The organism is Chitinophaga ginsengisegetis (genome assembly GCF_900168065.1).
Taxonomy (GTDB): Bacteria; Bacteroidota; Bacteroidia; order Chitinophagales; family Chitinophagaceae; genus Chitinophaga; species Chitinophaga ginsengisegetis.
In genome coordinates this window covers 1,668,907-1,690,963 of record NZ_FUZZ01000001.1, presented here as the reverse complement: position 1 = coordinate 1,690,963, position 22,057 = coordinate 1,668,907, and the positions used below count along the sequence as shown (strand labels likewise).

Below are 22,057 nucleotides of genomic sequence, written 5' to 3'. Positions count from 1 at the left end.
CTATGTTTGTGGAATTTTCTTCTTAATATAATTGGACAAAAACTAAGCCAATCCGGCCTTTGGCACCCGGCGGACGGATTTAATTTTGTCTCGACAAATTTAACCAGAATTGGCTTAAAAATAACGGTATATAAATAAGGTATAATTTTTATGAGTAAAGAGATTACGGCCCGCTCGGAAGACTATTCAAAGTGGTATAACGACCTGGTATTGAAAGGCGGACTGGCAGATTATTCTGCAGTGAAAGGATGTATGGTAATTAAACCATACGGATTTGCTTTGTGGGAAGCCATGCGCGATGTATTGGACCGCAAATTCAAAGAAACCGGTCACCAGAACGCCTATTTCCCGCTGTTCATCCCTAAAAGCTTTTTAAGTAAAGAAGCCGCGCACGTGGAAGGATTCGCCAAAGAGTGCGCCGTAGTAACCCACTACCGCCTCAAAAATGATCCTAACGGCGGCGGCGTAATCGTTGATCCGGATGCCAAACTGGCGGAAGAACTGATCGTTCGCCCTACTTCAGAAACTATTATCTGGAATACATATAAAGACTGGATCCAGTCTTACCGCGACTTACCCCTCCTGATCAACCAGTGGGCGAACGTAGTGCGCTGGGAAATGCGTACCCGCCTGTTCCTCCGTACCACGGAATTCCTGTGGCAGGAAGGCCATACGGCCCACGCCACCGCGCAGGAAGCCATCGAAGAAACAGAACAGATGCTGAACATCTACGCTGATTTCGCAGAAAACTATATGGCGGTGCCTGTGGTTCGCGGACTGAAATCACCCAGCGAAAGATTTGCCGGCGCCGTGGAAACCTACTGCGTGGAAGCCATGATGCAGGATGGTAAAGCCTTACAGGCCGGTACCTCCCACTTCCTCGGACAAAATTTTGCCAAAGCATTTGATGTACAGTTCTCTAATAAAGAAAATAAACTGGAATACGTGTGGGCTACCTCCTGGGGCGTGTCTACCCGCCTGATCGGCGCACTCATCATGGTACACAGCGATGATGAAGGACTTGTAATGCCGCCAAAAATTGCACCTATCCAGGTAGTAATTGTGCCTATTTATAAAGGTCCCGATCAGAAAGCCGGACTGGATGAAAAAGTAAATGTTATTGTTAAGGAACTGAGAAGCGCCGGTATCAGCGTGAAATACGATGATTCCGATAATAACCGTCCGGGCTGGAAGTTTGCCGAATACGAAATGAAAGGCGTACCGGTTCGTATAGCCATCGGCGCAAGGGATCTCGAAAACAATGTGGCCGAAGTAACCCGCCGCGATACCAGGGAAAAAATGAGCCTGTCGCTCGATGGTTTACCTGCCCGCATCGCCGGACTACTCGACGAAATACAACTCAACCTGTTCAATAAAGCAAAAGCTTACCGCGATAGTCATATTACCAGTGTAGATACTTTTGAGGAATTTGAAAAAGTGCTGGACGAAAAAGGCGGCTTTGTATCTGCTCACTGGGACGGTACCGCCGAAACGGAAGAACAGATCAAAGAACGCACAAAAGCTACTATACGCTGCATCCCGCTCAATAATCCGCAGGAAGCTGGCACGTGTATCCTGACCGGTAAACCATCCAAAGAAAGGGTGCTTTTCGCAAGAGCGTACTAGGAAAGATGTTTCATATTAAGTATTACGGGGCCGGATTTTTGCGGAAGTTTCCCTAAAAATCCGTAACTCGTAATACTTACAGGTAATACTCCTGCAATAAACCATTAAAATCCGATGCCCTTGAACCGTTTTATAATGTTATGGGGGTTGGTCTTCTTTTGCACTGTTACAACAACCCTCGCGCAGGGGCTGATGATCCGTAACTATAATGTAAAGGACGGACTGGCCAACGCTACTGTTTATGCTGCTGTGCAGGATAAAGACGGTTTCATATGGTTTGCCACTCCCACCGGTGTCAGCAAATTTGATGGTAAAAGATTCCGCAACTACGCCAAAAAAGACGGTCTTACAGATAACGAGGTGGTGAAACTCGCCGCCGACTCCAAAGGACGGGTATGGTTTTTTACCCTCAATGGAAAACCTTCCTTCTATGAGAAATCAGTGATTCACAGCGAAGACAATGATTCTTCCCTCATTTTTAACAGCCGTAGTCACTACATGCAGTATGCCTTTGAAGGGCAGGGCGGTTACATGTGGTTCCTCAATACCAACAACCGCATCGTTCAATACAACGGCAAAAAAACAATCTACGATAAACTGGGCGCCTCCGGATCAGACCTGTATTTCCTGATGCGGAACGACAGTATCTTTCATCCGCTGCAGGCTTCCTTTCACCTCGAAAGCCTGCACGATCCGGGTAATACACAACAACAGATTTACCCCGTATCCCCGTACCCGTTAGATGACTCTGCACTGCACAACCGGATCAATAAAAGCGCTATCGTCATCATCCGGAACACGCTGTACTCCTATACCGCCAAAGATGCGGTATGCTTTTTTAACGGCGCGGAGTGGGGAATTAAAGATGATATCAGCCACATATGCATTGATAACGATAACCTGTGGATAGGTACCCAGCGCGCCTTATACTACCTCAAAGGTTATTTTAACGGAGAACGGAAAGTCATCCGGCTGCTGGATAATCATTTCATTACCTCCCTGCTGAAAGACAGGGACGGCAACATCTGGATCACCACTTTCGGTGACGGTGTGTATAACATCCCCTATAAGAATTTCTACTTCAGCTATCTTGATAATACCAACGGCCTTTATTCACATTCTATTTTCAGTATCAGCAAAGACAAGAAAAATGACCTGTTGCTGATAGGGCAGAATGCCGGCATCCTTAATACAATGGATGGAGAAAACAACATCCGGCAATACACAGTGGATACCACTTCCGGCCGGAACAGCGTACTTTCCATTACCCCGTATACCACCGATAATGTACTCATCGGCACGGATAACGGTTTGTATAAGTTCAACACCGTGTCCCGGAAAACATCTCTCTTAAAAGCTGTAAAAATGCTGAAAGATGTAGATGTATCGCCCGGCGGAAAAATCAGGATTGCTGCCAAAAACCAGGTAGTAGCGCTGGATGATTACGCCATCAGCGACCTCGATATGCTGGTTACCTCGTTAGCCAGCATCAACGACTCCGCTTATTATGTAGGTACCAACAATGGCCTGTTCTTTTGTACAGACCGCAAACGGCAACTGCTGCCTGCCGGTGCAGATACCCTGCGGAAGGTGAGCATCAAAGATCTGAAATGGATTGACGGCTCCCTGTGGATTGGCACCAGCGACAGGGGGATTTATGTAATGCAAAACGATAGTGTGGTAAAACACCTGTCAACCGCCAATGACCTCGCCAGCGATATCTGCCAGCAACTTTACTACGATGGCGTTGGCCGGCTGTATGTAGCCACAAACCGCGGTGTATCCGTAATTGACATAAAAACGCAAACGATTACACGTAATATCACCTCCAGCGACGGCCTGATGTCTGACGACATCAGAGGTGTTTACGCAGATAACGATATACTGTACATTGCTACCTCTAACGGCCTGTGTTACTTCAATGCGGATCATATCCCGGTGGATACCGTGCCGCCGGTGATTTACCTGAATAACATCCGTTATGGCGACAGCACGTTCCTGGCCTCCAATAATTTTGTACACCTCTATAAACGCAAAGCTTCGTTTGAAGCAGAATTTGGTACCATCGTTTTTGATTTGCCGGAGCTGGTGGAATACCAGTATAATTTTTCGGGAGATACAACCAGCGGCTGGGTAACCACCATGTCTAATATCATTCCGTTCCCCGACCTGCAGCCGGGCAACTACACCCTGATGATAAGGGCCAGGAAATACAAGAGCGATTGGTCAAAACCGGTGAGTATAGATGTGAATATCCTGCCCCGCTGGTACCAGCAATGGTGGGCGAGAGGTATTCTGCTGCTGGCCGGGCTGCTGGTGGTGCTGATAGGATTGCGGTATATCATCCGGCGGATTAAGCAGGCGGAGAAACGTAAAACGGAGTATAACCGGCGTATTGCAGAGCTGGAAGCCAAGGCGCTGACCAACCAGATGAACCCGCATTTTATTTTTAATTCGTTGAATTCCGTTCAGCACCTTATATTGGAGAAAGAAGAGAAGCAGGCGCTGAACTTCCTGGCAGATTTTGCTACGCTCATGAGGCAGATGCTCAATAACTCCAGGAAGTCGTATATATCACTGGAAGAAGAAATCGCTTTCCTGACCCGTTACCTGGAGTTGGAAAAGATCCGGTTTGCCCATTCCTTTACCTATCACTTTATCATGGAAGATGCTTTGAAGGAGTATACCATCTACATCCCACCCATGATTATTCAACCGATAGTGGAAAATGCGATTAAACACGGATTGGCGCCTAAAAATATCAGCGGTTACCTGGAAATCCGCCTGGAAATGGTGGATGACTTGTTATATTGTTCGGTAGATGACGACGGAATAGGCTGGGATAAGTCGAATAGCATTAAAAGTTCAAGACTCATTAAACACGAGTCTACTGCACTTAGCGTGATTAAAGAGCGGTTGCAGATTATAAAATCTTTTAATGGAAGTGTTGGAAAGTTAGAAATTATTGATAAATTTAAATCTGGTTTCGGCAATAAGGAAGGTACCTTAGTTGAAATACTGATTCCCATTGTTAAGATGTTATGAGTAATATAAAAGCTGCCATTGTAGACGATGAAGTCCGCAACATTCATATTTTACGCAATATACTCGAGAACTACTGCAAAGATGTGACAGTTGTCGGTGAGGCGCAGAATATCAATGAGGCGGCAGAAATGATAAAAAATAACCCCATTGATGTTCTGTTTCTTGACATTGAGATGCCACCACACAATGGATTTCAGCTATTGGAAATGTTTCCGGTGCTGAATTTTGAAGTTATTTTTATCACTGCTTTCCAGGAATATGCACTGCAGGCAATTAAGTTTGCTGCACTGGATTACCTGTTGAAACCAATCAAGGTCAGTGAAGTGGAAGATGCACTTGAAAAAGTGAAGAAAAGCAAGAAGGGACGACTCAACGAGCTGGCATCCATACTGAAAGACTACGTTAAGAACAACGATAACGCCTTCTCAAAGATCGTTATACCGGTGAATGACGGGTATAATGTAATCGATCTGAAGGATATTATCTATTGTGAAGCCTTTGACAGCTACACGAAAATCCAGTTGATCAATAACGTATCTCACCTGATCTCCAAGTCACTGAAGGAGTATGAGGAAATGCTGTCCGATAAAGGTTTTTACCGGGTGCATAAATCCTTCCTCATCAATATTCACCACATCGTAAAAATCATTAAAGGACTGGGAACAGCCGTGGTGATGAGCGATCAGAAGAATATTCCAATCTCTTCCCGTAAAAAAGATGAGTTCTTTACCCAGCTGAAAGGGGTGATCAATCTCTGATATTATTAATTTACGCTAATTATTAAAGCCGGTGAGCCATCGCTCAACCGGCTTTTTTGTGCGTTGCCTAAGCCAATCCACCCGTTTACGGATTGCCCCGCCAACTTATCATATGCTTATACTATTTTTCTAATAGGTTTTCATAGAATGACTGATTACATGCCCTGCTTTTTCAGGCAATGCGTGTACGACTTAAATGAAAAAGTCCCGCTCCGGCCAGCCGGAAACGGGACTTTTATTTTTTAAGACCTAAAACCCAGTTACTTCAGGGGATCAGAGGTTTTCGGCGCCAGCGCCGGTAGCAATATTATAGTAATAGATATTTCCGCCTTTTTCAGGATAGAAACCTATCAGCTTCAGATTCTTTTGTTTTTCCACCACCTGGCTGAGTTCATCCACAGAGGTGATCTGTGTATTGCCGGCTTTCAGGATTACAAAGCCCGGAGCCATTGTGGTTTGTTTTTTCAGGATACCGTTGCCGATATCATTTACGATTACACCGCCATTCACACCCAAACGGGCAGCCTGGTCTTTATCAAGTTCGGAGAGGTCAGCACCCAAACGATCCAGTGCAGTTACCTTTACCAGGTCCGTATTGCCTTTCAGGTTCTTCATCACTACATTGTCCACGGTCACTTCTTTACCGTCGCGCAGGTAGCTTAAACTGATCTTATCGCCTGGTTTGTAGCGCGCCACCTGTTCGCTCAGCTGGGAAGTGGTAGGGATTTTTACGCCGTTCACTGCAGTGATCACATCACCGGTACGGATGCCTGCAGCCGCAGCAGAGCTGTTGGGCAATACATCTGTTACCTGTACGCCGTTTACATCCCTTTTGATACCGGCATCCTTTAACTGCTCATCGCTCATATTGGCAATGAGGGAGGAAGGCGCATATCTTACACCGAGGTAAGCCCGTTGTACGTTACCATATTTCAGGATATCGTTCACCACTTTTTTGATGAGGTTTACCGGGATCGCGTAAGAGTAACCTGCATAAGAGCCTGTTGGAGAGGCAATCGCAGAGTTGATACCTACCAGTTCGCCGGCAGTGTTCACCAGTGCGCCACCGCTGTTACCCTGGTTTACAGCGGCATCCGTTTGTATAAAGGATTCGATGGCGCTGTTCACTTTGCCGCCGCTTCTGTTGATACCGATAGAGCGTGATTTGGCACTCACGATACCCGCAGTTACGGTAGCATCCAGGTTAAGCGGATAACCTACCGCCAGTACCCATTGTCCTATTTCCACATTGTCGGAGTTGCCGTACAGCAGGTAAGGAAGGTCTTTGGCGTCAATTTTAATAACCGCCAGATCCGTGCTGGGGTCGGTTCCTATCATTTTTGCTTTGAATACTTTGTTTTCGTTGCTGAGGGAAACGCTGATTTCATCGGCGTCTGCAACTACGTGGTTGTTGGTTACAATGTAACCATCTGCAGAGATCAGTACGCCGGAACCGGAAGCCATCTGGCCTGGAACGTAATACCTGCGGCCATCTCCGCCACCGTTAAATTCATCTCCAAAAAAATCATCTCCAAAAAGATCCTGCAGGATGCTGCGTCTTCTTTGCAGGTTATTGCCATTGGTTACCTGCCTGGGGTTGATCTTTGTTTTGATATGTACTACACCCGGCACTGCTGCCTTGGCCGCGGTGGTAAAGTCGGAAGGTGGGGTGGCATTCGCATTCCCTTCCGTACCCGGCATGTAGCGCGCATAGTTTACGGGAATTTCAGTACCATTCTGGAAAACAATCGGCTGCTTCGGCTGGATATATTTGCCATACACAAATATGGAGGCAGCTGCCGTTACAGCACTGATAAGAACAGTCGTAACAATTTGCTTGAATTTCATATTATAGTGTGTTTGCGTGATAATTAATAATAACGCCGGGATATGATCAATTTACATGCCCTGACTACAAATTTAATTCGCGTCATGAATCAAACGCAACAGGGGTGATTTACTTTAACACATTTTTATATCAATCGTTAAACACTGCTTAATACCCCACTGACAGGCATGGCAGCCCGCCTGTCAATATAACAAGTAATTGCGACAAATTGTTAGGAGGGGAGCGCCCTCCCTTCTTATAACTCCAGCAGGAACTTCATGGTATCTACACCGTCTGCGTAATCAGTAAGCGATGGTTGCTGGGCATAGCCGAACGGCGTGAACTGTTGTCCCACCAGGCATTGCACGGCGTCTTCCCCGGAAAGCTCCTGTTGCAGCTGGGCCATATCTACATAATAACTATAGTGTAAAACACTGATGGGAGAAAACAGGCCGGTATTTTCCTGCAGCAGGATACTGCCGTTAGTCATATAGGGACTGCTGTTTAACAGCAACAGGGCCAGGTTATAATCGTAGTTGTTTTTGTATTTGTGATGATCGGCGAGGTGGCTATACTTTTCCAGCGCTTTCAGCAGGGGGGCAAAGTCGTAGTTCAGCGGTACATATATCTTGGTAACGTTCCTGCATCCGAGGCCGAAGTACAGCATCACATCATCGGCCAGGGCAGCCAGTTCTTCCGGCGTTTCCTTACCGGTAAGGATGGCGGCGGAAGTACGGTTATGACGGATAATGTGTGGGTATTTGGCAAAATAGTAGTGGAAATACCGGGCGGAGTTATTGCTGCCGGTGGCAATATAGGCGTCGCAGTTTTTCAGCATGTCCTGTATTTCCGTTTGATTGGCCTGGTCCGGATACCATTCACCGATCTTTTCCAGGATATGTTTCATCAGGATTTCATCTTTCCCGGAAAGTTTCATTTTTACCCGGTGGCCGCTGATGAACCCGCAAAGCCAGTCGTGGAAGCCTACCAGGGGAATATTTCCGGCAGAAACGATCCCCACGTTTTTAGGTGTCCGTTCTTCCGTAACTTTGGGGTATCCCTGCAACCACTGTTGTAAAGGGGCAGGGGAGAGGAAATAGCGGGAGATATTATCCAGTGCATTGTCTATAAAAGGGGGAATAAACCAACCATTGGCAATATATGCGCGTTCTTTTACTGCTTCCAATTCCGGGCTCTTATCCGCCAGATACTGCCCCAGGCGCACCAATGCGGCTTCTTTTTCTGCTATGTTCATGAAACTATATAAATAATGACCTAATTAAACCGGGAAAATTTTATTTTTGTCACACAAAATTAATGGCTTACTACTTAACCAAAAAGTTTACACTATGGCAATTAAGATAACAGACGAATGTATAAACTGTGGCGCCTGCGAACCGGAATGCCCCAATAATGCGATATATGAGGGTGGTGTTGAATGGGCGTTAGCCGATGGTACCACCGTAAAAGGCTCCTATACATTAATGGACGGTAGTGTACTGGATGCTGACCAGCGAAATGCGCCTATCAGTGTAGATACCTACTATATTGTGCCCAACAAATGTACAGAATGCCAGGGATTTCATGAAGAACCGCAATGTGCGGCGGTTTGCCCGGTAGATTGCTGCGTTCCTGACGAAATGTACCAGGAAACCGTAGACGAACTGATGGAAAAGAAGGCAAAACTGCACGTTTAAAATATTCTCAAGGAAGCTTAATAACCGTTCCCGCTCTGGCTGGGACGGTTTTTTTATGTAATTTGAACAGCCACTGCCCGCAAGCGCTGTGGCTCTTGACAATTAACAAATAACCTTTAACTTTACCCGCTTATAGTAAAACATCTTATGAAGAAGAATATAGCTTTGGTCGCCGGTGGATATTCCGGAGAATATGTGATATCCGTACAAAGTGCCGTAACTATTGAAAATAATCTGGATAGCACTAAATACAACGTATACAAGATTATTATCACCAAAGAGAGCTGGAGCCATACCCGCGCCGATGGAGAGGTGATTGAAGTAGATAAAAATGATTTTACCTTAACCATCAATGGCAAAAAGATCATTTTTGATGCCGTATTTATTGGTATTCATGGCACACCGGGAGAAGACGGGCGCCTGCAGGGATACTTCGAAATGCTCGGTATTCCGTTCACCAGCTGCGGTATGGTTACCTCCGCGCTCACATTCAACAAAAGCTATTGCAATAAAGTAGTAGATGCGCTGAAAGTGGTGAATGTGTCTAAATCCGTACATATTTTCCGCCATCAGCCATATAATACAGCAGAAATACTGCAACAACTGCGTTTACCCGTGTTCGTAAAGCCGGCAGAAGGCGGCAGCAGCATCGGTATGTCGAAAGTAAAAACGGCCGAAGAGCTGCAACCCGCTATCGATAAAGCCTTTAAAGAAGACACCCAGATCCTGATCGAAGAGTTTATCAAAGGCCGGGAACTGACGATGGGGCTGTTTCGTGCCAACAACGCCATTACCGTGCTGCCTATCACGGAAGTAGTGAGCAACAAGGAGTTCTTCGACTACGAAGCGAAGTATACCCCGGGCGTATCCAACGAAATTACCCCTGCACCCATAACGGACGATATTGCCCGCCAGGTACAGGAAATATCTACTGTTATTTACAACAAACTGAATTGTAAAGGCATTGTACGGGTAGACTTTATATATGAAGAAAGTGCCGGGAAATTATATTTCCTGGAGATAAATACAATGCCCGGGCAGTCTGAAAACAGCCTGGTTCCCCAGCAGGTAAGGGCTGCGGGAAAAACGCTGACAGAATTTTATGGCCTGCTTTTGGAAGAAAGCCTGAAGTAAGGATTATCACACTTAATATAATTATCGTGTTCGACTTTATTACCAAACGCTCTTTTTTATTTAATCTGCTGGCGGTTATTGTAATGTTTTTTGCCCTGGCCCTGTTGTTTTTCTCCATGCTGGGTTTCATCACCAAACATGGACAGCAGCAAACCGTACCGGATGTTCATGGGAAAAATATAAAGGAAGCTATTGAGTTGCTGGAGAAAGCCGGCTTTGAAGCCGATGTAAGAGATTCTATTTATATCGATTCTATTCCTCCCCTGGCAGTGTATGCACAAACACCCGACAAGGGAGCGCAGGTAAAGGTGGGCAGAACTATTTACCTGACCGTAAATAAAACAGTGGCGCCTATGGTGAAAATGCCGGACCTGGAAGGACTTACCTTCCGCAGCGCTGAAATGATGCTCAAAAGCATGCGTCTTAACGTAGGAGATACCATTTATAAACCCGACTTTGCCACCAACACTGTATTACAGCAACTGCTCAATGGCAGGAAGGTAAAGCCCGGCACCGAAGTGGCGGAAGGCAGCAATATCACCCTGATCCTCAGCAGCGGAACCGGCAGCGTGGAAAACCCGGTGCCTAACTTTGTAGGACTCACCTATGCAGAAGCCCGTGAAATGCTCAGCGCCAGCAATCTCAATCCAGGTACTGTGATCATTGATCCGAGTGTATCCGATACGGCAAACGCCTATGTGATCAAACAGGTGCCTACCCGTAAAAATGAAATCGGCGACTTTAACATGGTAAGAGCCGGTGAAAGCGTTGACTTCTGGTTATCAGCCACCAAACCGGTAACCGACAGCACCGCCGCCCCCAAACCAGTTGAAGAGGATAATTGAAAATGATGTAATTTGATTTTAAATACTTAATAACATGCAAAACATTACGGCAGAAGAACTGAAACAACGCATAGACAACGGTGAAGAACTTTATATATTAGACGTAAGAGAACCACATGAACGCGCAGAGTTCAACATTGGCGGTACGCATATTCCTTTGGGCTTTGTACAGCAGATGCAGGTGGATGAAATTGAGGACTGGAAAGACAAGGAAATCATCGTGTATTGCCGCAGCGGTAACCGCAGCGGGCAGGCATGTATGTTGCTCGACTCTATGGGCTTTACCAACACCAAAAACCTGGTAGGTGGTATGCTGAAATGGACAGAGCTGTATAAATAAGATGTAGTGTCTTCTGCGCTTGTTTGCCCGGTTTGTGCCGGGAAGAATAAGCGCAGAAGTATTCCTTTCATCCCGCTTTCTGCTCTACAATAGCAGTGGCTTCTATCTCCACCAGGTAACGGGGATCAATCAGTTTACTTACTTCCACCATAGAAGTAGCCGGTTTGATGCTTTTAAAGAATTCCCCATGCGCCCTTCCGTATTCTTCCCACCTGGAGATATCCGTTACAAACATCCGGGTGCGTACCACATCATGCAGGGTGGCGCCGGCATTGATCAGCGCTGACTCTATTTTTGCCAGGGCAAATTTCGTTTGTTCATAGGCGTTACCTTCTGCTACCACCTTGTCGTTATCGGATGCTACGGTGCCGGATACTTCAATTACATTGCCTACCCTTACCGCACGGGAGTAACCTACTTTTCCTTCCCAGAGTGCGCCGGAGGAATAATTGGTGCGTTTCATAGCTGTTTTTTAGAAAGATGAGGAGATACACAAATCTACAACATCTTCTTTAGTGTGTGGCAGTGGTGTTATTCCCGGGAGTATCTGCCGGGGGCTGTGTGGTTCTGAACTTCACCACTTTGCCCAGTAAATCAAACCAGAAGGGCGCTCCCAGCGATATTGCCAGTGCGGTAATGCACCAGCCGGCGAAAACCAGCCAGCCGTTTTGCTGGAAAGGATGCGTATAGCCGCAATGCATGGTCATATGTCCGCCGGTAGTATCGGTAACACAGGCCCGGCTGATGCCCAGCACGTTCGCCGCATCGCCGGCATCGGCGCGTAGCAGGGCATATACGCCGAGCAGGGAGGTATCGCTCACCAGTATGCGAACGGAAGTATCCGCCCGGAAAAAGGCACTGTCTTTATGCAGCACGTTTTTACGTATAAGCGTATCAGTGATAGCGGTATAACCCGGCGCCCTGCTGGCTGCCAGCTGCACCATCTGTGATCTTACATTTTTGTCTTTCATCAGGATCCGCGCAATGGCAATGGAATCCACGTTAAACAATGCTGCAATGGCAATACCCATGCATAACAGCCAGGTTTGCGTTTGCTTCCGGTACCAGCCGCTGGCCCGGGTCATGGTTTCGTTGAACCATCCTTCCATATTGATCCGGAAGGCTGCTGTATTATGCCCGGCATCTTCAAACAATTGCAACAGGTGCTCCCTCGTATCCGGTACCAGGTGCAGGTAGTTATGCGTCAGCGCAGCTTTGATGGCCTGGGCATCGGTGCCTTTATGCTCCTGCACACTGCCGCGCAGCAGGTGTACCATTGTTTGGGAAAAGATCTGCGGACTGATATAGGCCGGGCGGGAAGTGGCGCTGTTTTCCCCCAGGTTCCGGATGGAAGGCGTGCTGTAAAACTTTTTAAGGAAAGGATTCTTCCGGAAAGGCTCAAAGAAATACACCACGCTCCACCCCAGTTCATAAAACCAGTTAAAGAAAGTAAACTTCCCAAACCAGCCCAGGTCTTTACTGTGATCATCTTCCTCCAGCATCCGGCGCAACCCTTTCGTTAACAGCCGCGCCCTGGAATTGAAGATCCTGGCAACCAGTTCCTGCACCACAGAGGCCAGCAAACTGTATAGCAGGTAAATGAAAATAAGGCCAAGCGCCACATCTATGGCCAGGTTACTAAACATAAGGATAGGTATTAAGTTGACATATTTACATAAAAGTAAATATTTATACCAAAGATAAAAGCACACTACGCAATGTATTTGCAAACTCTCCGTTATGTTTTTTAACAAATTGCTGTGTCAGGTGCAGCACCGAAACAATATATCTTTGCCAATATTTTAGTGTATATGAAATTGAAACATTTAGCCTTGTGCCTGGGAATGGCAGCCTCCTTAAGCGCTACCGCCCAGATCAAATACAGGGATACCGAGAAGAAGCCGACTTTAGTTCCTTACGACAGCAGCATTGCCTTTCAGCATCTTACACCGGATATCGCCCAGCTAACACTGGTAGGACAGGAGATCACTTTCCTGAAACTGAACCCCAGACGCTCCGTGAGAAATAAAGAAGACACCCTGCTGGATAACCTTAAAATGAAAGCCGTAGTGGAAGTGCCGTATAAAAGTGTACTCAAAGGCGGACATTTTTATACGCCCTACAAGGCGATAGAGAATAAAACATTCATGATCGTTGACTACGACCGTAGAAACCTGGAAGGTACGTCCACGCTGATTTTTACGCTGCGGGATGAAGACCGGAAACTCCTGCTTTACCAGGTGCCTGAAGACAATCTTTCTAACACACCGGTTATTATTAACGGTAACTACGAATGGTTGAAGCGGCAGTATGTAGGAAGAAAATTACATCTCCGGAAGGAAAATAAAAAAACGGAAAATGTGCTGGACAACAACAAGGAAATTACGCTGACTAACGAAGACGTTTATTCCTGTACAGATATTGCCGTAATTTTTGCCGGTAAACAGAAATATGGTCAGCCTTTCCTGATCGTTAAAAACAGCGGGAACCAGGAACTGGCTATCGGGGTGGGGAAAAAGAATGAGTACACCACCGGACCACTGATTGAAGAATTTGAGTTTTAGTGCTAACAGGAAAGCGGTTACAGTAGCCGCTTTCCTGTTATTTATTTTGGATCGCCGAATTCAAAAAAGCAACAGCTGCCACCTACCCAGGTATCTTTGCTGTTAAATCCTACACCTATCATTTTGCCTTTGCTGATCCGGGCCAGGTTATGCACCAGCATTGGCCGCGCAGCACCATCCTGCCAGATATAGATCATGCGTATTTCACAGATAGCCGGACCGGTAGGCGTTTCCACGGCAGGCGCATATTTCACTTTATGCTGTAATATCCAGTTCTCAGGATCTTTGATCCCATCAATATCTTCGGGAGTAACATCTATCAATACCCCTTGTCCGGCAAAGGAGAAGAGTGGTTTCAATACATAATTTTCAAGGTCGGCAGGTACCACCGGTAACTCATGCAGGAACCAGCTTTTTGGTACATATTCACTGTGAATAAACGGCATGATGTACTTACTGATGCGGTAAAACCAGTTGGGGTGCGTGATCCACTCCACGTCCAGTTCCTGGAAAAGATTTACGTGTGTATCAAGATTTCCGGCCTGGCGTTGCAGGTCGTCGAAAATGATCCGGTTATAAATACGGCGTACACGGGTTTTTACACCGTCTTTCAGGTAAAATAACTGTTTGCCTTCCTGTATCAGCGAGGTTAAGCAAATGGTGGGGATATCCAGATTTTTTTCGGTGCTGTAAAAATCGATCCGCGTCTTCTGTTCTTCCGGCTTTACTTCCAGCAGTATTACTTCTTCCGGCGCAAAGGGGCCAATGATCATTTCACGCAACAGCTGGTAATAGGCAGCTTCATCCAGTCCGTTGAAAAAATTACTGAGCGTATCCGGTATATTGAAATGCGTTTTAAAACGACGGGCCATTACTTCCTGGAAAGCCATCATGGTAGGGAATCCCTGCAATTCAATAAGCTGGGGTACCAATGAATCATCTGCGGCTTTGCAAACCGCAAAATCGATTACAATAAAATGGGGATGCTCATTTTCATGCGGCACTTTCAGTGCAGGTGGAATAGCATCACGGGTAATGGTTTTAAAGTTGGGGCGAAGCAATACATCCACTATTTCCTCGCATGCCTGCACCAGTTTACTGCTGAGAGCTGCAGGTACAAACACGGGTGTTTCGGCCACCCTGAAAGCAGGCGCCACGCCGGTATCAGCCGCAATACCTGTTAAAAAAGCCTGGTATTGCGCTGGTGTAAATTGTTGATTATATGCTTTTCTGACAGCAGGAATCATAAGTTTTTAATTAGAAGAACGAGTGCTCGTTATCATGATGCGCCGCAACCTGCACCAGCCGTTCAATGGCCGCCAGCCTGTCCGACAGCCGGCCATAAATAGCATAGTCGAGGAATGCAGTAATAAACCGGTCGTGTGTAAGCATAATCCTGCCGGGATCAGTAAGCTGGCGGATCATGCTGTTATATTTTTCCAGGCCGTGATGCTTTACTACCTGTTTTTTCTTTTCTTCCTGGAGGAGGTACATGTGCATACCGGCAGCATCGGCTTCCGGGTGGAACTGTGTACCAATAAAGTGTTCATTAAATCGGATGGCCATGGTGGCGCGTTCCAGCGGAACATGCGGCCGTTCTTTTTCCAGCGCAATAACATATCCGCCCATTGCCTGGAGATTTTCATAATCCAGTTCAATCACCTGCCAGTCGCGGCTATCCACAATGTAAAAAGGATCGGGGAGTGCGCTGAATACCTTTTCCTGCATGCCTGCAGCGGTTTTATGCACGGGGAATACGCCGAATGCGGGCGATTTCCGCCTGCATACATTTCCCAGTTTATAATAGCGGCACATGAGCTGGTAGGAGTGGCAGATAAAAAAGACGGGCTTTTTCTTTTCGTTGGTACGGTTCCATTCCAGGAGGCTTTCTATCAGGGAAAAGTAAGCGGTTTCCCAGTCGCTGCCTTCACTGGCCACCGGGCTGCCGGGGCCGCCCGTGGAAATATATATGTCATAGGAGGTATCAGGAACCTGTATTTGCTGCCTTACTTCAAACTCATCAAACTGCAGGTCCAGGGCATGCATGCTGGCATATTTAGCCAATATTTCACGGATACAGCGCATCCCTTCATTGGGAACACCCTCATACATATCCAGCACAGCCACCTTCCAGCTATTTTTAATTGGATGCATGCCACAAAATTACGCGAAATTTATTTTACAGGGGTACTAACAGCCCAGCAGGAATTGTTCCTGGATAAAATCCGTTACCGCTACAAGGTCGTTGGTATCGGCATATACCTGCAATTGCTTATCTGCGCCGGTGCCGTTTTCCAGCAACCGGGTAGTAGCGGCAATAATATCACGGCTGCCGAGGTCATCTACTACGTCGTCAATAAAGTCGAGCAGTTCGGAGATAAGTGCCCGCGTATTTACTTCCATCTCCTTACCAAAATCAATCAGGTAGCCATCGATCCCATAGCGGGAGGCTCTCCATTTATTTTCGTTGATCAGGGCGCGGTTATAGATAATGAAATTGAGATTCTGCATCCGCAGCTTATAGATCTTTGCACATACTGCCTGGAAAAGGCCGGCTATCATGATGGTGTCGTCGAGGGTGAGCGGCACATCACAAACGCGGAATTCCACGGTGTTAAAGAAGGGATGCACCCTTAAATCCCACCATACTTTTTTAGCGTTATCGATACAATTGGTTTTTACCAGCAGTTTGATATAGTTGTCGTATTCTTCTATGCTGGCAAAATAATCGGGAATACCGGTCCGGGGAAATTTATCAAAAACCTTTGTACGGAATGATTTGAAGCCGGTGTTGCGTCCTTCCCAGAAGGGGGAGTTGGTGCTCAGCGCAAAAATATGCGGGAGGAAATACCGGACGGAATTGGCGATGTGAATGGCCATCTCCCTGTTTTCCATGCCTACGTGCACGTGCAAACCAAAGATCAGGTTGGAGCGGGCGGCGTCCTGCATTTCATTCACTATTTCAAAATAGCGGGGATGATCTGTGATGAGTTGTTTTTCCCATTTACTGAAAGGGTGGGTACCGGAAGCGCCTATACTAAATCCCAGGTCGCCGGCTATTTGTGCAATGGTGCGGCGCAGGTAGGCTACATCTTTCCGCGCCTCGTGTATATCCGCACAGATCTGTGTTCCTACTTCCACTACAGCCTGGTGAAACTCCGCTTTTACCTGGTCGTTGATCACCTTATGCGCCTGTTCTACTATTTTTTGTTCATGTGATCTTAGTTCCCGGGTAACGGGGTCCATTACCATATACTCTTCCTCGATCCCCAGCGTGAACGCCTTAAACATGTTGTTAGCTTTTAGCTTTAATGCTATCTACAAATGTAGGGCAGTAAAACGGTTTCATTTTTCTTTTTGTTGTTTTTTGGCGGGGCTTTTTTTAGCGGCCGTCTTTTTCTCCTTTTCGGGAACGGTTTTCTTTGCTTTGGGAGCGGCGGTTTTCTTTTTCTCAACAGCAGCTACAGCTTTTGCTTTTGCCCGGCCGGGATGTACAAATTTTCCCCAGGTGAGATTGTCTTTTCCCGGCTTTTGTGCGATAGCCCTTTCTATGGCGTACCGGGCGCTGGTTTCCACTACCCATTCAAAATGTTCGGCGCCAATGGAGTGAATATCGGCATCGGGTGCAGGGTTGCAGAAGTCAATGGCGTAGGGCACATCGCTGCGTACGGCTATTTCCACGGTATTGAAATCGTATCCCAGGTGCTGGTGAAGGGTAAGCACCTGTTCTGTGATGCGGGCGGCTAGTTCGGCGCTGGGTTCATAATCGGCCTGGTAACGCTGATGTGGTGCGTGTTTGGGATTATATGGCATAATCCGCACGTCTTTACCGCCTATGCAAAAACAGCGGTAATACTGGCTGAAGTCGATCTCTTCCTGTAGCATCATTACCAGCTGACCTGTTTCACTGTGTTTATGAAAGAAATCATCCTTATCCTCTACGCGGTATACATGTTTCCATCCGCCACCGGCGTAGGGTTTCATGTATGCCGGGAAGCTAACGTATTCAAAAATGCTGTTCCAGTCGAACGGATAAATCAGGTTGCGGAATGATTTATCGGTGGTATCGTCCGGCAGTTTATAGGAAGGCAGCAGTACGGTGCGTGGCACATTTACGCCGATCTTTTCCGCGAGGGCGTTATTAAAAAACTTATCGTCGGCGCTCCACCAGAAAGGGTTATTGATTACCGCGGTGCCGGCAGCTGCGGCATTTTTCAGGTAAGACCGGTAGAAGGGTACATCCTGCGAAATACGGTCTACGATAACGGCATAGCCCGGATCGGCGCCCTGCATTACCTTGTCGATGGTCACAAATTCCGCAAAGATGCCGGGAGGGTTAATGCGGTTTACACGGTCTACAAATGCCTGTGGAAAAGTGTTTTCCTGCCCGAAGAGAATCCCGATTTTTTTCATGGTGCTTACTTGATAAGTGAAACATAATGCGGCAGCATTTCCCGCCATACCGGCCAATCGTGGATGGTTTGCGGGCGGATATCCAGCCAGTGGGCTATTTTTTTGCCGGTAAGTATACCGGACAACAGTTCGTTTTGCGGCCGGGTTACATCCCTGTCTGCCACGCCCAGTACAATACCCATGCGCCAGAGGTCTGCATGCTGGTTTTCCGGCACATAATCGGCCGGGTTATTATAGTATACGTTGTCGTCGTAGTATCCGTCCATGCGGAATTTAATATCGAAGATCCCGCTCAGGCTGAATAAATAAGAAACACGGTCCGGATGCCGGAAGGCAAAGTTGGCGGCGTGATAACCGCCGAAGCTGCAGCCCGCAGCCACTATCCGCTGATGCCCTGTTTCGGTAACAATGCGGGGCAATATTTCTTCCATGAGAAGCTTGTCGTAACAGGTATGATTATACGCTCTTTGTTCCGGGGGAATATTTTTATTATACCAGCTGAGTGCATCAATACTGTCGGGGCAATACACTTTAATTCTTCCTTCTTCAATAAACCAGCGGAGGGCTTCAATCAGGCCAAAGTCCTTGCTTTCATAGTAACGCCCCATAGAGGTAGGGAACAGGAGCAACGGGTACCCGCTATCGCCGTATACCAACATCTCAAATTCCTTTCCCAGGTTGGGAGAATGCCATTTTAAATAGTTTTCGGTCACGGGAAAGTGTTTAGTTAAATTTAAAAAAGATTATTGGTTTATTGGTAAATTGTTCCGGTGCAAATACGTCAACATTATATCAATTCTGCGCATCTGGCGCGCAGAGTGCAGCTGGATAGCTACTTCACCGGTACATCTCCCCATATACTTTTACTGGTAAATGATGGTCAGGAACTTTCCGGGTTATTACCGGCGCTGCCGGCCACTGTACTGGCAGTGGGCATTTATGCGGATGCCGACCGGAAAGCTGTTTATGGCACCGCCGGCGTACCGGATTATATGGGGCAGGGCCAGCTGGCAGAAAGCTATACCCGCTTCATTATTGCGGAGTTGCTGCCATTCCTGCAACAGCAGTATCCGGATATGCGTATCGTGCAGCGCGCCTTTGCAGGCTTTTCCCTGGGAGGCTTGTCGGCATTGGATATTGTGTGGCATCACCCGGACCTTTTCCAGTTGGCCGGTGTTTTCTCGGGTTCGTTATGGTGGCGTAGTAAAGCGCTGGGAGCGGGATACCGGGATGATACTCACCGGATTATGCACCAGCTGATCCGTGCAGGCAGCTATCATCCGGGGCAGCAGTTTTTCTTTGAATGTGGTACCGCCGATGAAACGGCCGACAGGAATAACAATGGGGTGATAGACAGTATCGATGATACCCGGGACCTGATAAAGGAGTTATTACAAAAGGGCTACAAACCGGACAAGGATATTTTTTACCTGGAGATTCCAGGTGGCCGGCATGATATGGCCACCTGGAAAACCGCTATGGATCTCTTCTTACAATTACCTTTCTTTTATTAATAATTAACGGCAATGCCTATATTAAAGGAGGCGCCTTTTCCTTTGGAATAAAACCCTGGCTGCATAAACCACTGGGCGCGTGCCGGGAAATAATCTTCGTTGAAGAGGTTATCAATACCCAGTGTGAGCAGGGTACGGGGCGCCACTTTATAGCTGGCATTGAAATTCACCAGGTTGTACGCAGATACTTTTCCTTCGTTACCATTGTAAACGCCTTTGGCATTTTTCTCAAAACGGTTCCGGCCATTTACGCCCATGTACTGCAGTCGTACTTCCAGCTCCGGCACCGGGCGGTAGCCGATGCTGCCGGTTACTTTTGGAGGAGCAATCCTTCTGCCATTCAGGTATACATTATAGCTGCCGCCTGTTTTGGCAGTATCGGCTTTTCCTTCGAGGTAGCTGTAACTGGCGCTGATATCGAGGTTATGCAGCACCTGGTATTGCAGCGACGCTTCAAAACCATATACACGTTCGGGGGTTCTGCTTACATTGAACAGGTCGGTGTTAGGGTCAAAGATCATGTCTGCTCCCAGTTTGGAGGTGCTGATAAATCCGCTTAACTCAAAGCGAAGCTTTTTATATTCGCTCACAAAACCCAGTTCATAGTTATTCACCAGTACTGCTTCTGTATTGATCTTTTTAATATCGTTTACTTTCGCATCGCGCAGCGCCAAGCCTATGTCAGACACGGAGAAGCCCTGTGAAAAACTAAAGTAGGGCATGAATGCCGGCAGGCGGTTGTAACGGATACCGGCATTAAATAAAGTAGCTGTATAATCCAGGTCGCCGCCTTTTACTGCTATGCTCGGCGCGCTCGTAGTGCCGTTGGCGTTAGTAAGCTGAAGAGTGGTGTAATCATCCACACTTACCCTGACTCTTTCCACGCGCACACCGGCTTTCACGATCAGGTTTTGCCAGAGCGACCACTGTGTTTCCGCAAATGGTGCATAGTTCAGCATATTCATCTCCGGTACCCATATCCTGCCGTCTACCAGCGGCTGCGAAGTAACGTTGTTCAACAGGTCAGCGCCATAAGAGAGCGTACCGTTGAAAGCAGTTTTGTTGGACAGCGGGGAGTTAAACATTAACCGCAATCCTTTTTTCTTATCGATGGTATGCGACTGTCCATCGCCGCCTTCAAAGCGGCCAAACGACACATAAAAGATATCATCCCTTGATTCGTAGTACGCATCTGCTGTGAGAGAGGTGCCGCCAATCAGGCTGTCGGCCTGGTAGAGGAGATGCAGGGTTTGATTTCCTCTCGGCCCGGTGGCCACGCCGGCGGGCGTACCCAATACACCGGAGGCAGGGATGCCTTTGGCGATATCGCCGTTCACGAGGTTGTAGTGGGAGTTCTGCTGGCTGCGGTAGTAGTTGTACATCAGCTGTATACGCTGACGGCTGTTTACCTGGTAGCCAACTTTAGCAAAAGCGTTGTAGCTGTCTGTTTCACCCAGGCTGTAGTTGGGGCCTACCAGCTTGCCTTTCGCGTCTTTAAATTCGCCGGTTTGTTCTGCCACACCGCTCACGATGTAATCGAACTTCTTGTATTTTCCCTGTAATACCTGGTTCAAACGGCCGCCCACACTGTTTTTAATACTGGTGAGTGAGCCGGTGGCATTGATCATCGTTTTACCGGATAATATTTTATCTTCTTTGGGCGTAACCGTGATGTAGTTGATCAGGCCGCCGGTAGCGCCGTTGCCATAGATAGCGGTAGCACCTTTCAGCACATCCACCCTTTCCAGAACGGATGGGTCAATGGAACGCATATCCACTTCCCCGTTGCGGAGCGGGGTGGATTGCGGAACGCCGTCGATCATGATGAGTACGGAGCGGCCACGGAGGGATTGTCCTACGTTACTGTTGGTTTGTGTACCGGGCGCCAGGCCGGGTACTTCCCGTGCGAGGATATCCGTTACATCTGTATTTACAGTCATGTCATTTTCCAGCGTCTTCCGGGTGATAACGGTTACGGAAGAAGGAACGTTATCCAGTGTTACCGGCTTGCGGCTGGCAGATACCACAATTTCTCCCAGTGCTCTTGGTTCTCCCAGTGTATCTTTTTTATGGTTGGCGGTATTTTTCTGTTGTGCCATCAGAGGAGCGGTTATTCCGCAGCCGGAGAGTAGCAGGAGGCATATTTTTTTGTGTAACATGTGGTGTATAGCAGTGTTTGCCTTTTTATTTGCGTATTGGCTGAATTATTTACGGGGGCGAAATTAGGTAAAAGGATGGCCATTGATTTACGCAATCGGGAAAAATTTGGGGGAGGGAAGGGGTTTTAAATTTC

The 22,057-nt window shown here is 47.3% G+C and carries 19 protein-coding genes; 9 read left to right on the top strand and 10 right to left on the bottom strand.

Annotated elements, in window-relative coordinates; all coding sequences use genetic code 11:
• The first annotated feature begins 150 nt into the window (after window positions 1-150).
• The 3 genes from proS (at window position 151) to B5Z18_RS06650 (ending at window position 5,429) form a co-directional block, all read left to right on the top strand.
• Window positions 151-1,626, top strand: coding sequence for a proline--tRNA ligase (gene proS / locus B5Z18_RS06660; RefSeq protein ID WP_079468593.1), 1,476 nt, complete (start codon window positions 151-153; stop codon window positions 1,624-1,626).
• A gap of 120 nt (window positions 1,627-1,746) precedes the next feature.
• A complete protein-coding gene (locus tag B5Z18_RS06655; RefSeq protein WP_159454217.1) occupies window positions 1,747-4,671 on the top strand; it encodes a sensor histidine kinase in 2,925 nt (974 codons plus the stop codon).
• A complete protein-coding gene (locus tag B5Z18_RS06650) occupies window positions 4,668-5,429 on the top strand; it encodes a LytR/AlgR family response regulator transcription factor (protein WP_078672331.1) in 762 nt (253 codons plus the stop codon). Before B5Z18_RS06655 ends, B5Z18_RS06650 begins: the two co-directional genes overlap by 4 nt.
• 273 nt (window positions 5,430-5,702) lie before the next feature.
• On the opposite strand, the gene B5Z18_RS06645 is transcribed toward B5Z18_RS06650, so the two are convergent.
• Together B5Z18_RS06645 and B5Z18_RS06640 are read right to left on the bottom strand one after the other, a co-directional pair.
• Window positions 5,703-7,277, bottom strand: a complete 1,575-nt coding sequence (locus B5Z18_RS06645; protein WP_079468591.1) for a trypsin-like peptidase domain-containing protein — start codon at window positions 7,275-7,277, stop codon at window positions 5,703-5,705.
• A gap of 236 nt (window positions 7,278-7,513) precedes the next feature.
• Window positions 7,514-8,512: an aldehyde dehydrogenase family protein gene (locus tag B5Z18_RS06640; protein WP_079468590.1), complete on the bottom strand. Its 999-nt coding sequence runs from the start codon at window positions 8,510-8,512 to the stop codon at window positions 7,514-7,516.
• A 94-nt stretch (window positions 8,513-8,606) separates the two neighbouring features.
• On the opposite strand from B5Z18_RS06640, the gene B5Z18_RS06635 reads away from it, so the two are divergent.
• The 4 genes from B5Z18_RS06635 (at window position 8,607) to B5Z18_RS06620 (ending at window position 11,273) form a co-directional block, all read left to right on the top strand.
• Complete coding sequence (locus B5Z18_RS06635) at window positions 8,607-8,954, top strand: 4Fe-4S dicluster domain-containing protein (protein ID WP_079468589.1); 348 nt, start codon at window positions 8,607-8,609, stop codon at window positions 8,952-8,954.
• Window positions 8,955-9,101: 147 nt separating this feature from the next.
• The gene (locus tag B5Z18_RS06630; protein ID WP_079468588.1) at window positions 9,102-10,088 is read left to right on the top strand and encodes a D-alanine--D-alanine ligase; all 987 of its coding nucleotides are present in this window, start codon (window positions 9,102-9,104) and stop codon (window positions 10,086-10,088) included.
• A gap of 26 nt (window positions 10,089-10,114) precedes the next feature.
• A complete protein-coding gene (locus B5Z18_RS06625) occupies window positions 10,115-10,933 on the top strand; it encodes a PASTA domain-containing protein (protein ID WP_079468587.1) in 819 nt (272 codons plus the stop codon).
• Window positions 10,934-10,967: 34 nt separating this feature from the next.
• Window positions 10,968-11,273, top strand: coding sequence for a rhodanese-like domain-containing protein (locus tag B5Z18_RS06620; RefSeq protein ID WP_079468586.1), 306 nt, complete (start codon window positions 10,968-10,970; stop codon window positions 11,271-11,273).
• A gap of 67 nt (window positions 11,274-11,340) precedes the next feature.
• Here B5Z18_RS06620 and B5Z18_RS06615 read toward each other — a convergent pair whose 3' ends face one another.
• Window positions 11,341-11,736: a RidA family protein gene (locus B5Z18_RS06615; RefSeq protein ID WP_079468585.1), complete on the bottom strand. Its 396-nt coding sequence runs from the start codon at window positions 11,734-11,736 to the stop codon at window positions 11,341-11,343.
• A 49-nt stretch (window positions 11,737-11,785) separates the two neighbouring features.
• A complete protein-coding gene (locus B5Z18_RS06610) occupies window positions 11,786-12,919 on the bottom strand; it encodes a hypothetical protein (RefSeq protein ID WP_079468584.1) in 1,134 nt (377 codons plus the stop codon).
• A gap of 165 nt (window positions 12,920-13,084) precedes the next feature.
• On the opposite strand from B5Z18_RS06610, the gene B5Z18_RS06605 reads away from it, so the two are divergent.
• Window positions 13,085-13,837 carry a hypothetical protein gene (locus B5Z18_RS06605; RefSeq protein WP_143313511.1) on the top strand — a complete coding sequence of 251 codons (753 nt, stop codon included), beginning with the start codon at window positions 13,085-13,087 and terminating at the stop codon, window positions 13,835-13,837.
• Window positions 13,838-13,878: 41 nt separating this feature from the next.
• Here B5Z18_RS06605 and B5Z18_RS06600 read toward each other — a convergent pair whose 3' ends face one another.
• From B5Z18_RS06600 to B5Z18_RS06580, 5 genes are read right to left on the bottom strand one after another with little or no spacing between them, the layout of a single operon-like run.
• Window positions 13,879-15,084 carry a hypothetical protein gene (locus B5Z18_RS06600; RefSeq protein WP_079468582.1) on the bottom strand — a complete coding sequence of 402 codons (1,206 nt, stop codon included), beginning with the start codon at window positions 15,082-15,084 and terminating at the stop codon, window positions 13,879-13,881.
• A 10-nt stretch (window positions 15,085-15,094) separates the two neighbouring features.
• Window positions 15,095-15,991, bottom strand: a complete 897-nt coding sequence (locus tag B5Z18_RS06595) for a type 1 glutamine amidotransferase (RefSeq protein WP_079468581.1) — start codon at window positions 15,989-15,991, stop codon at window positions 15,095-15,097.
• Between the two features lie 36 nt (window positions 15,992-16,027).
• On the bottom strand, window positions 16,028-17,128 hold the full coding sequence (locus tag B5Z18_RS06590; RefSeq protein ID WP_079468580.1) for a carboxylate-amine ligase: 1,101 nt from the start codon (window positions 17,126-17,128) through the stop codon (window positions 16,028-16,030).
• A gap of 54 nt (window positions 17,129-17,182) precedes the next feature.
• Window positions 17,183-18,250 (bottom strand): ATP-grasp domain-containing protein, encoded by a 1,068-nt coding sequence (locus tag B5Z18_RS06585; protein ID WP_079469995.1) that lies wholly within the window; start codon window positions 18,248-18,250, stop codon window positions 17,183-17,185.
• Between the two features lie 5 nt (window positions 18,251-18,255).
• Complete coding sequence (locus tag B5Z18_RS06580; protein WP_079468579.1) at window positions 18,256-18,963, bottom strand: esterase family protein; 708 nt, start codon at window positions 18,961-18,963, stop codon at window positions 18,256-18,258.
• Between the two features lie 57 nt (window positions 18,964-19,020).
• Here B5Z18_RS06580 and B5Z18_RS06575 point away from each other — a divergent pair, with 57 nt between their 5' ends.
• A complete protein-coding gene (locus tag B5Z18_RS06575) occupies window positions 19,021-19,764 on the top strand; it encodes an alpha/beta hydrolase (RefSeq protein ID WP_111580009.1) in 744 nt (247 codons plus the stop codon).
• On the opposite strand, the gene B5Z18_RS06570 is transcribed toward B5Z18_RS06575, so the two are convergent.
• Window positions 19,761-21,863: a TonB-dependent receptor gene (locus tag B5Z18_RS06570; protein WP_159454216.1), complete on the bottom strand. Its 2,103-nt coding sequence runs from the start codon at window positions 21,861-21,863 to the stop codon at window positions 19,761-19,763. The two genes, B5Z18_RS06575 and B5Z18_RS06570, sit on opposite strands and share 4 nt — an antisense overlap.
• Between the last annotated feature and the right edge of the window lie 194 nt (window positions 21,864-22,057).

Excerpts from the sequence above, each read along its gene's own strand:
- B5Z18_RS06615 (WP_079468585.1), bottom strand. The coding sequence starts at position 11,736 with ATGAAACGCACCAATTATTCCTCCGGCGCACTCTGGGAAGGAAAAGTA.
- B5Z18_RS06590 (WP_079468580.1), bottom strand. The coding sequence starts at position 17,128 with ATGTTTAAGGCGTTCACGCTGGGGATCGAGGAAGAGTATATGGTAATG.
- B5Z18_RS06620 (WP_079468586.1), top strand. The coding sequence starts at position 10,968 with ATGCAAAACATTACGGCAGAAGAACTGAAACAACGCATAGACAACGGT.
- B5Z18_RS06645 (WP_079468591.1), bottom strand. The coding sequence starts at position 7,277 with ATGAAATTCAAGCAAATTGTTACGACTGTTCTTATCAGTGCTGTAACG.
- B5Z18_RS06570 (WP_159454216.1), bottom strand. The coding sequence starts at position 21,863 with ATGGCACAACAGAAAAATACCGCCAACCATAAAAAAGATACACTGGGA.
- B5Z18_RS06640 (WP_079468590.1), bottom strand. The coding sequence starts at position 8,512 with ATGAACATAGCAGAAAAAGAAGCCGCATTGGTGCGCCTGGGGCAGTAT.
- B5Z18_RS06605 (WP_143313511.1), top strand. The coding sequence starts at position 13,085 with ATGAAATTGAAACATTTAGCCTTGTGCCTGGGAATGGCAGCCTCCTTA.
- B5Z18_RS06595 (WP_079468581.1), bottom strand. The coding sequence starts at position 15,991 with ATGCATCCAATTAAAAATAGCTGGAAGGTGGCTGTGCTGGATATGTAT.
- proS (WP_079468593.1), top strand. The coding sequence starts at position 151 with ATGAGTAAAGAGATTACGGCCCGCTCGGAAGACTATTCAAAGTGGTAT.
- B5Z18_RS06650 (WP_078672331.1), top strand. The coding sequence starts at position 4,668 with ATGAGTAATATAAAAGCTGCCATTGTAGACGATGAAGTCCGCAACATT.
- B5Z18_RS06635 (WP_079468589.1), top strand. The coding sequence starts at position 8,607 with ATGGCAATTAAGATAACAGACGAATGTATAAACTGTGGCGCCTGCGAA.
- B5Z18_RS06585 (WP_079469995.1), bottom strand. The coding sequence starts at position 18,250 with ATGAAAAAAATCGGGATTCTCTTCGGGCAGGAAAACACTTTTCCACAG.
- B5Z18_RS06610 (WP_079468584.1), bottom strand. The coding sequence starts at position 12,919 with ATGTTTAGTAACCTGGCCATAGATGTGGCGCTTGGCCTTATTTTCATT.
- B5Z18_RS06600 (WP_079468582.1), bottom strand. The coding sequence starts at position 15,084 with ATGATTCCTGCTGTCAGAAAAGCATATAATCAACAATTTACACCAGCG.
- B5Z18_RS06630 (WP_079468588.1), top strand. The coding sequence starts at position 9,102 with ATGAAGAAGAATATAGCTTTGGTCGCCGGTGGATATTCCGGAGAATAT.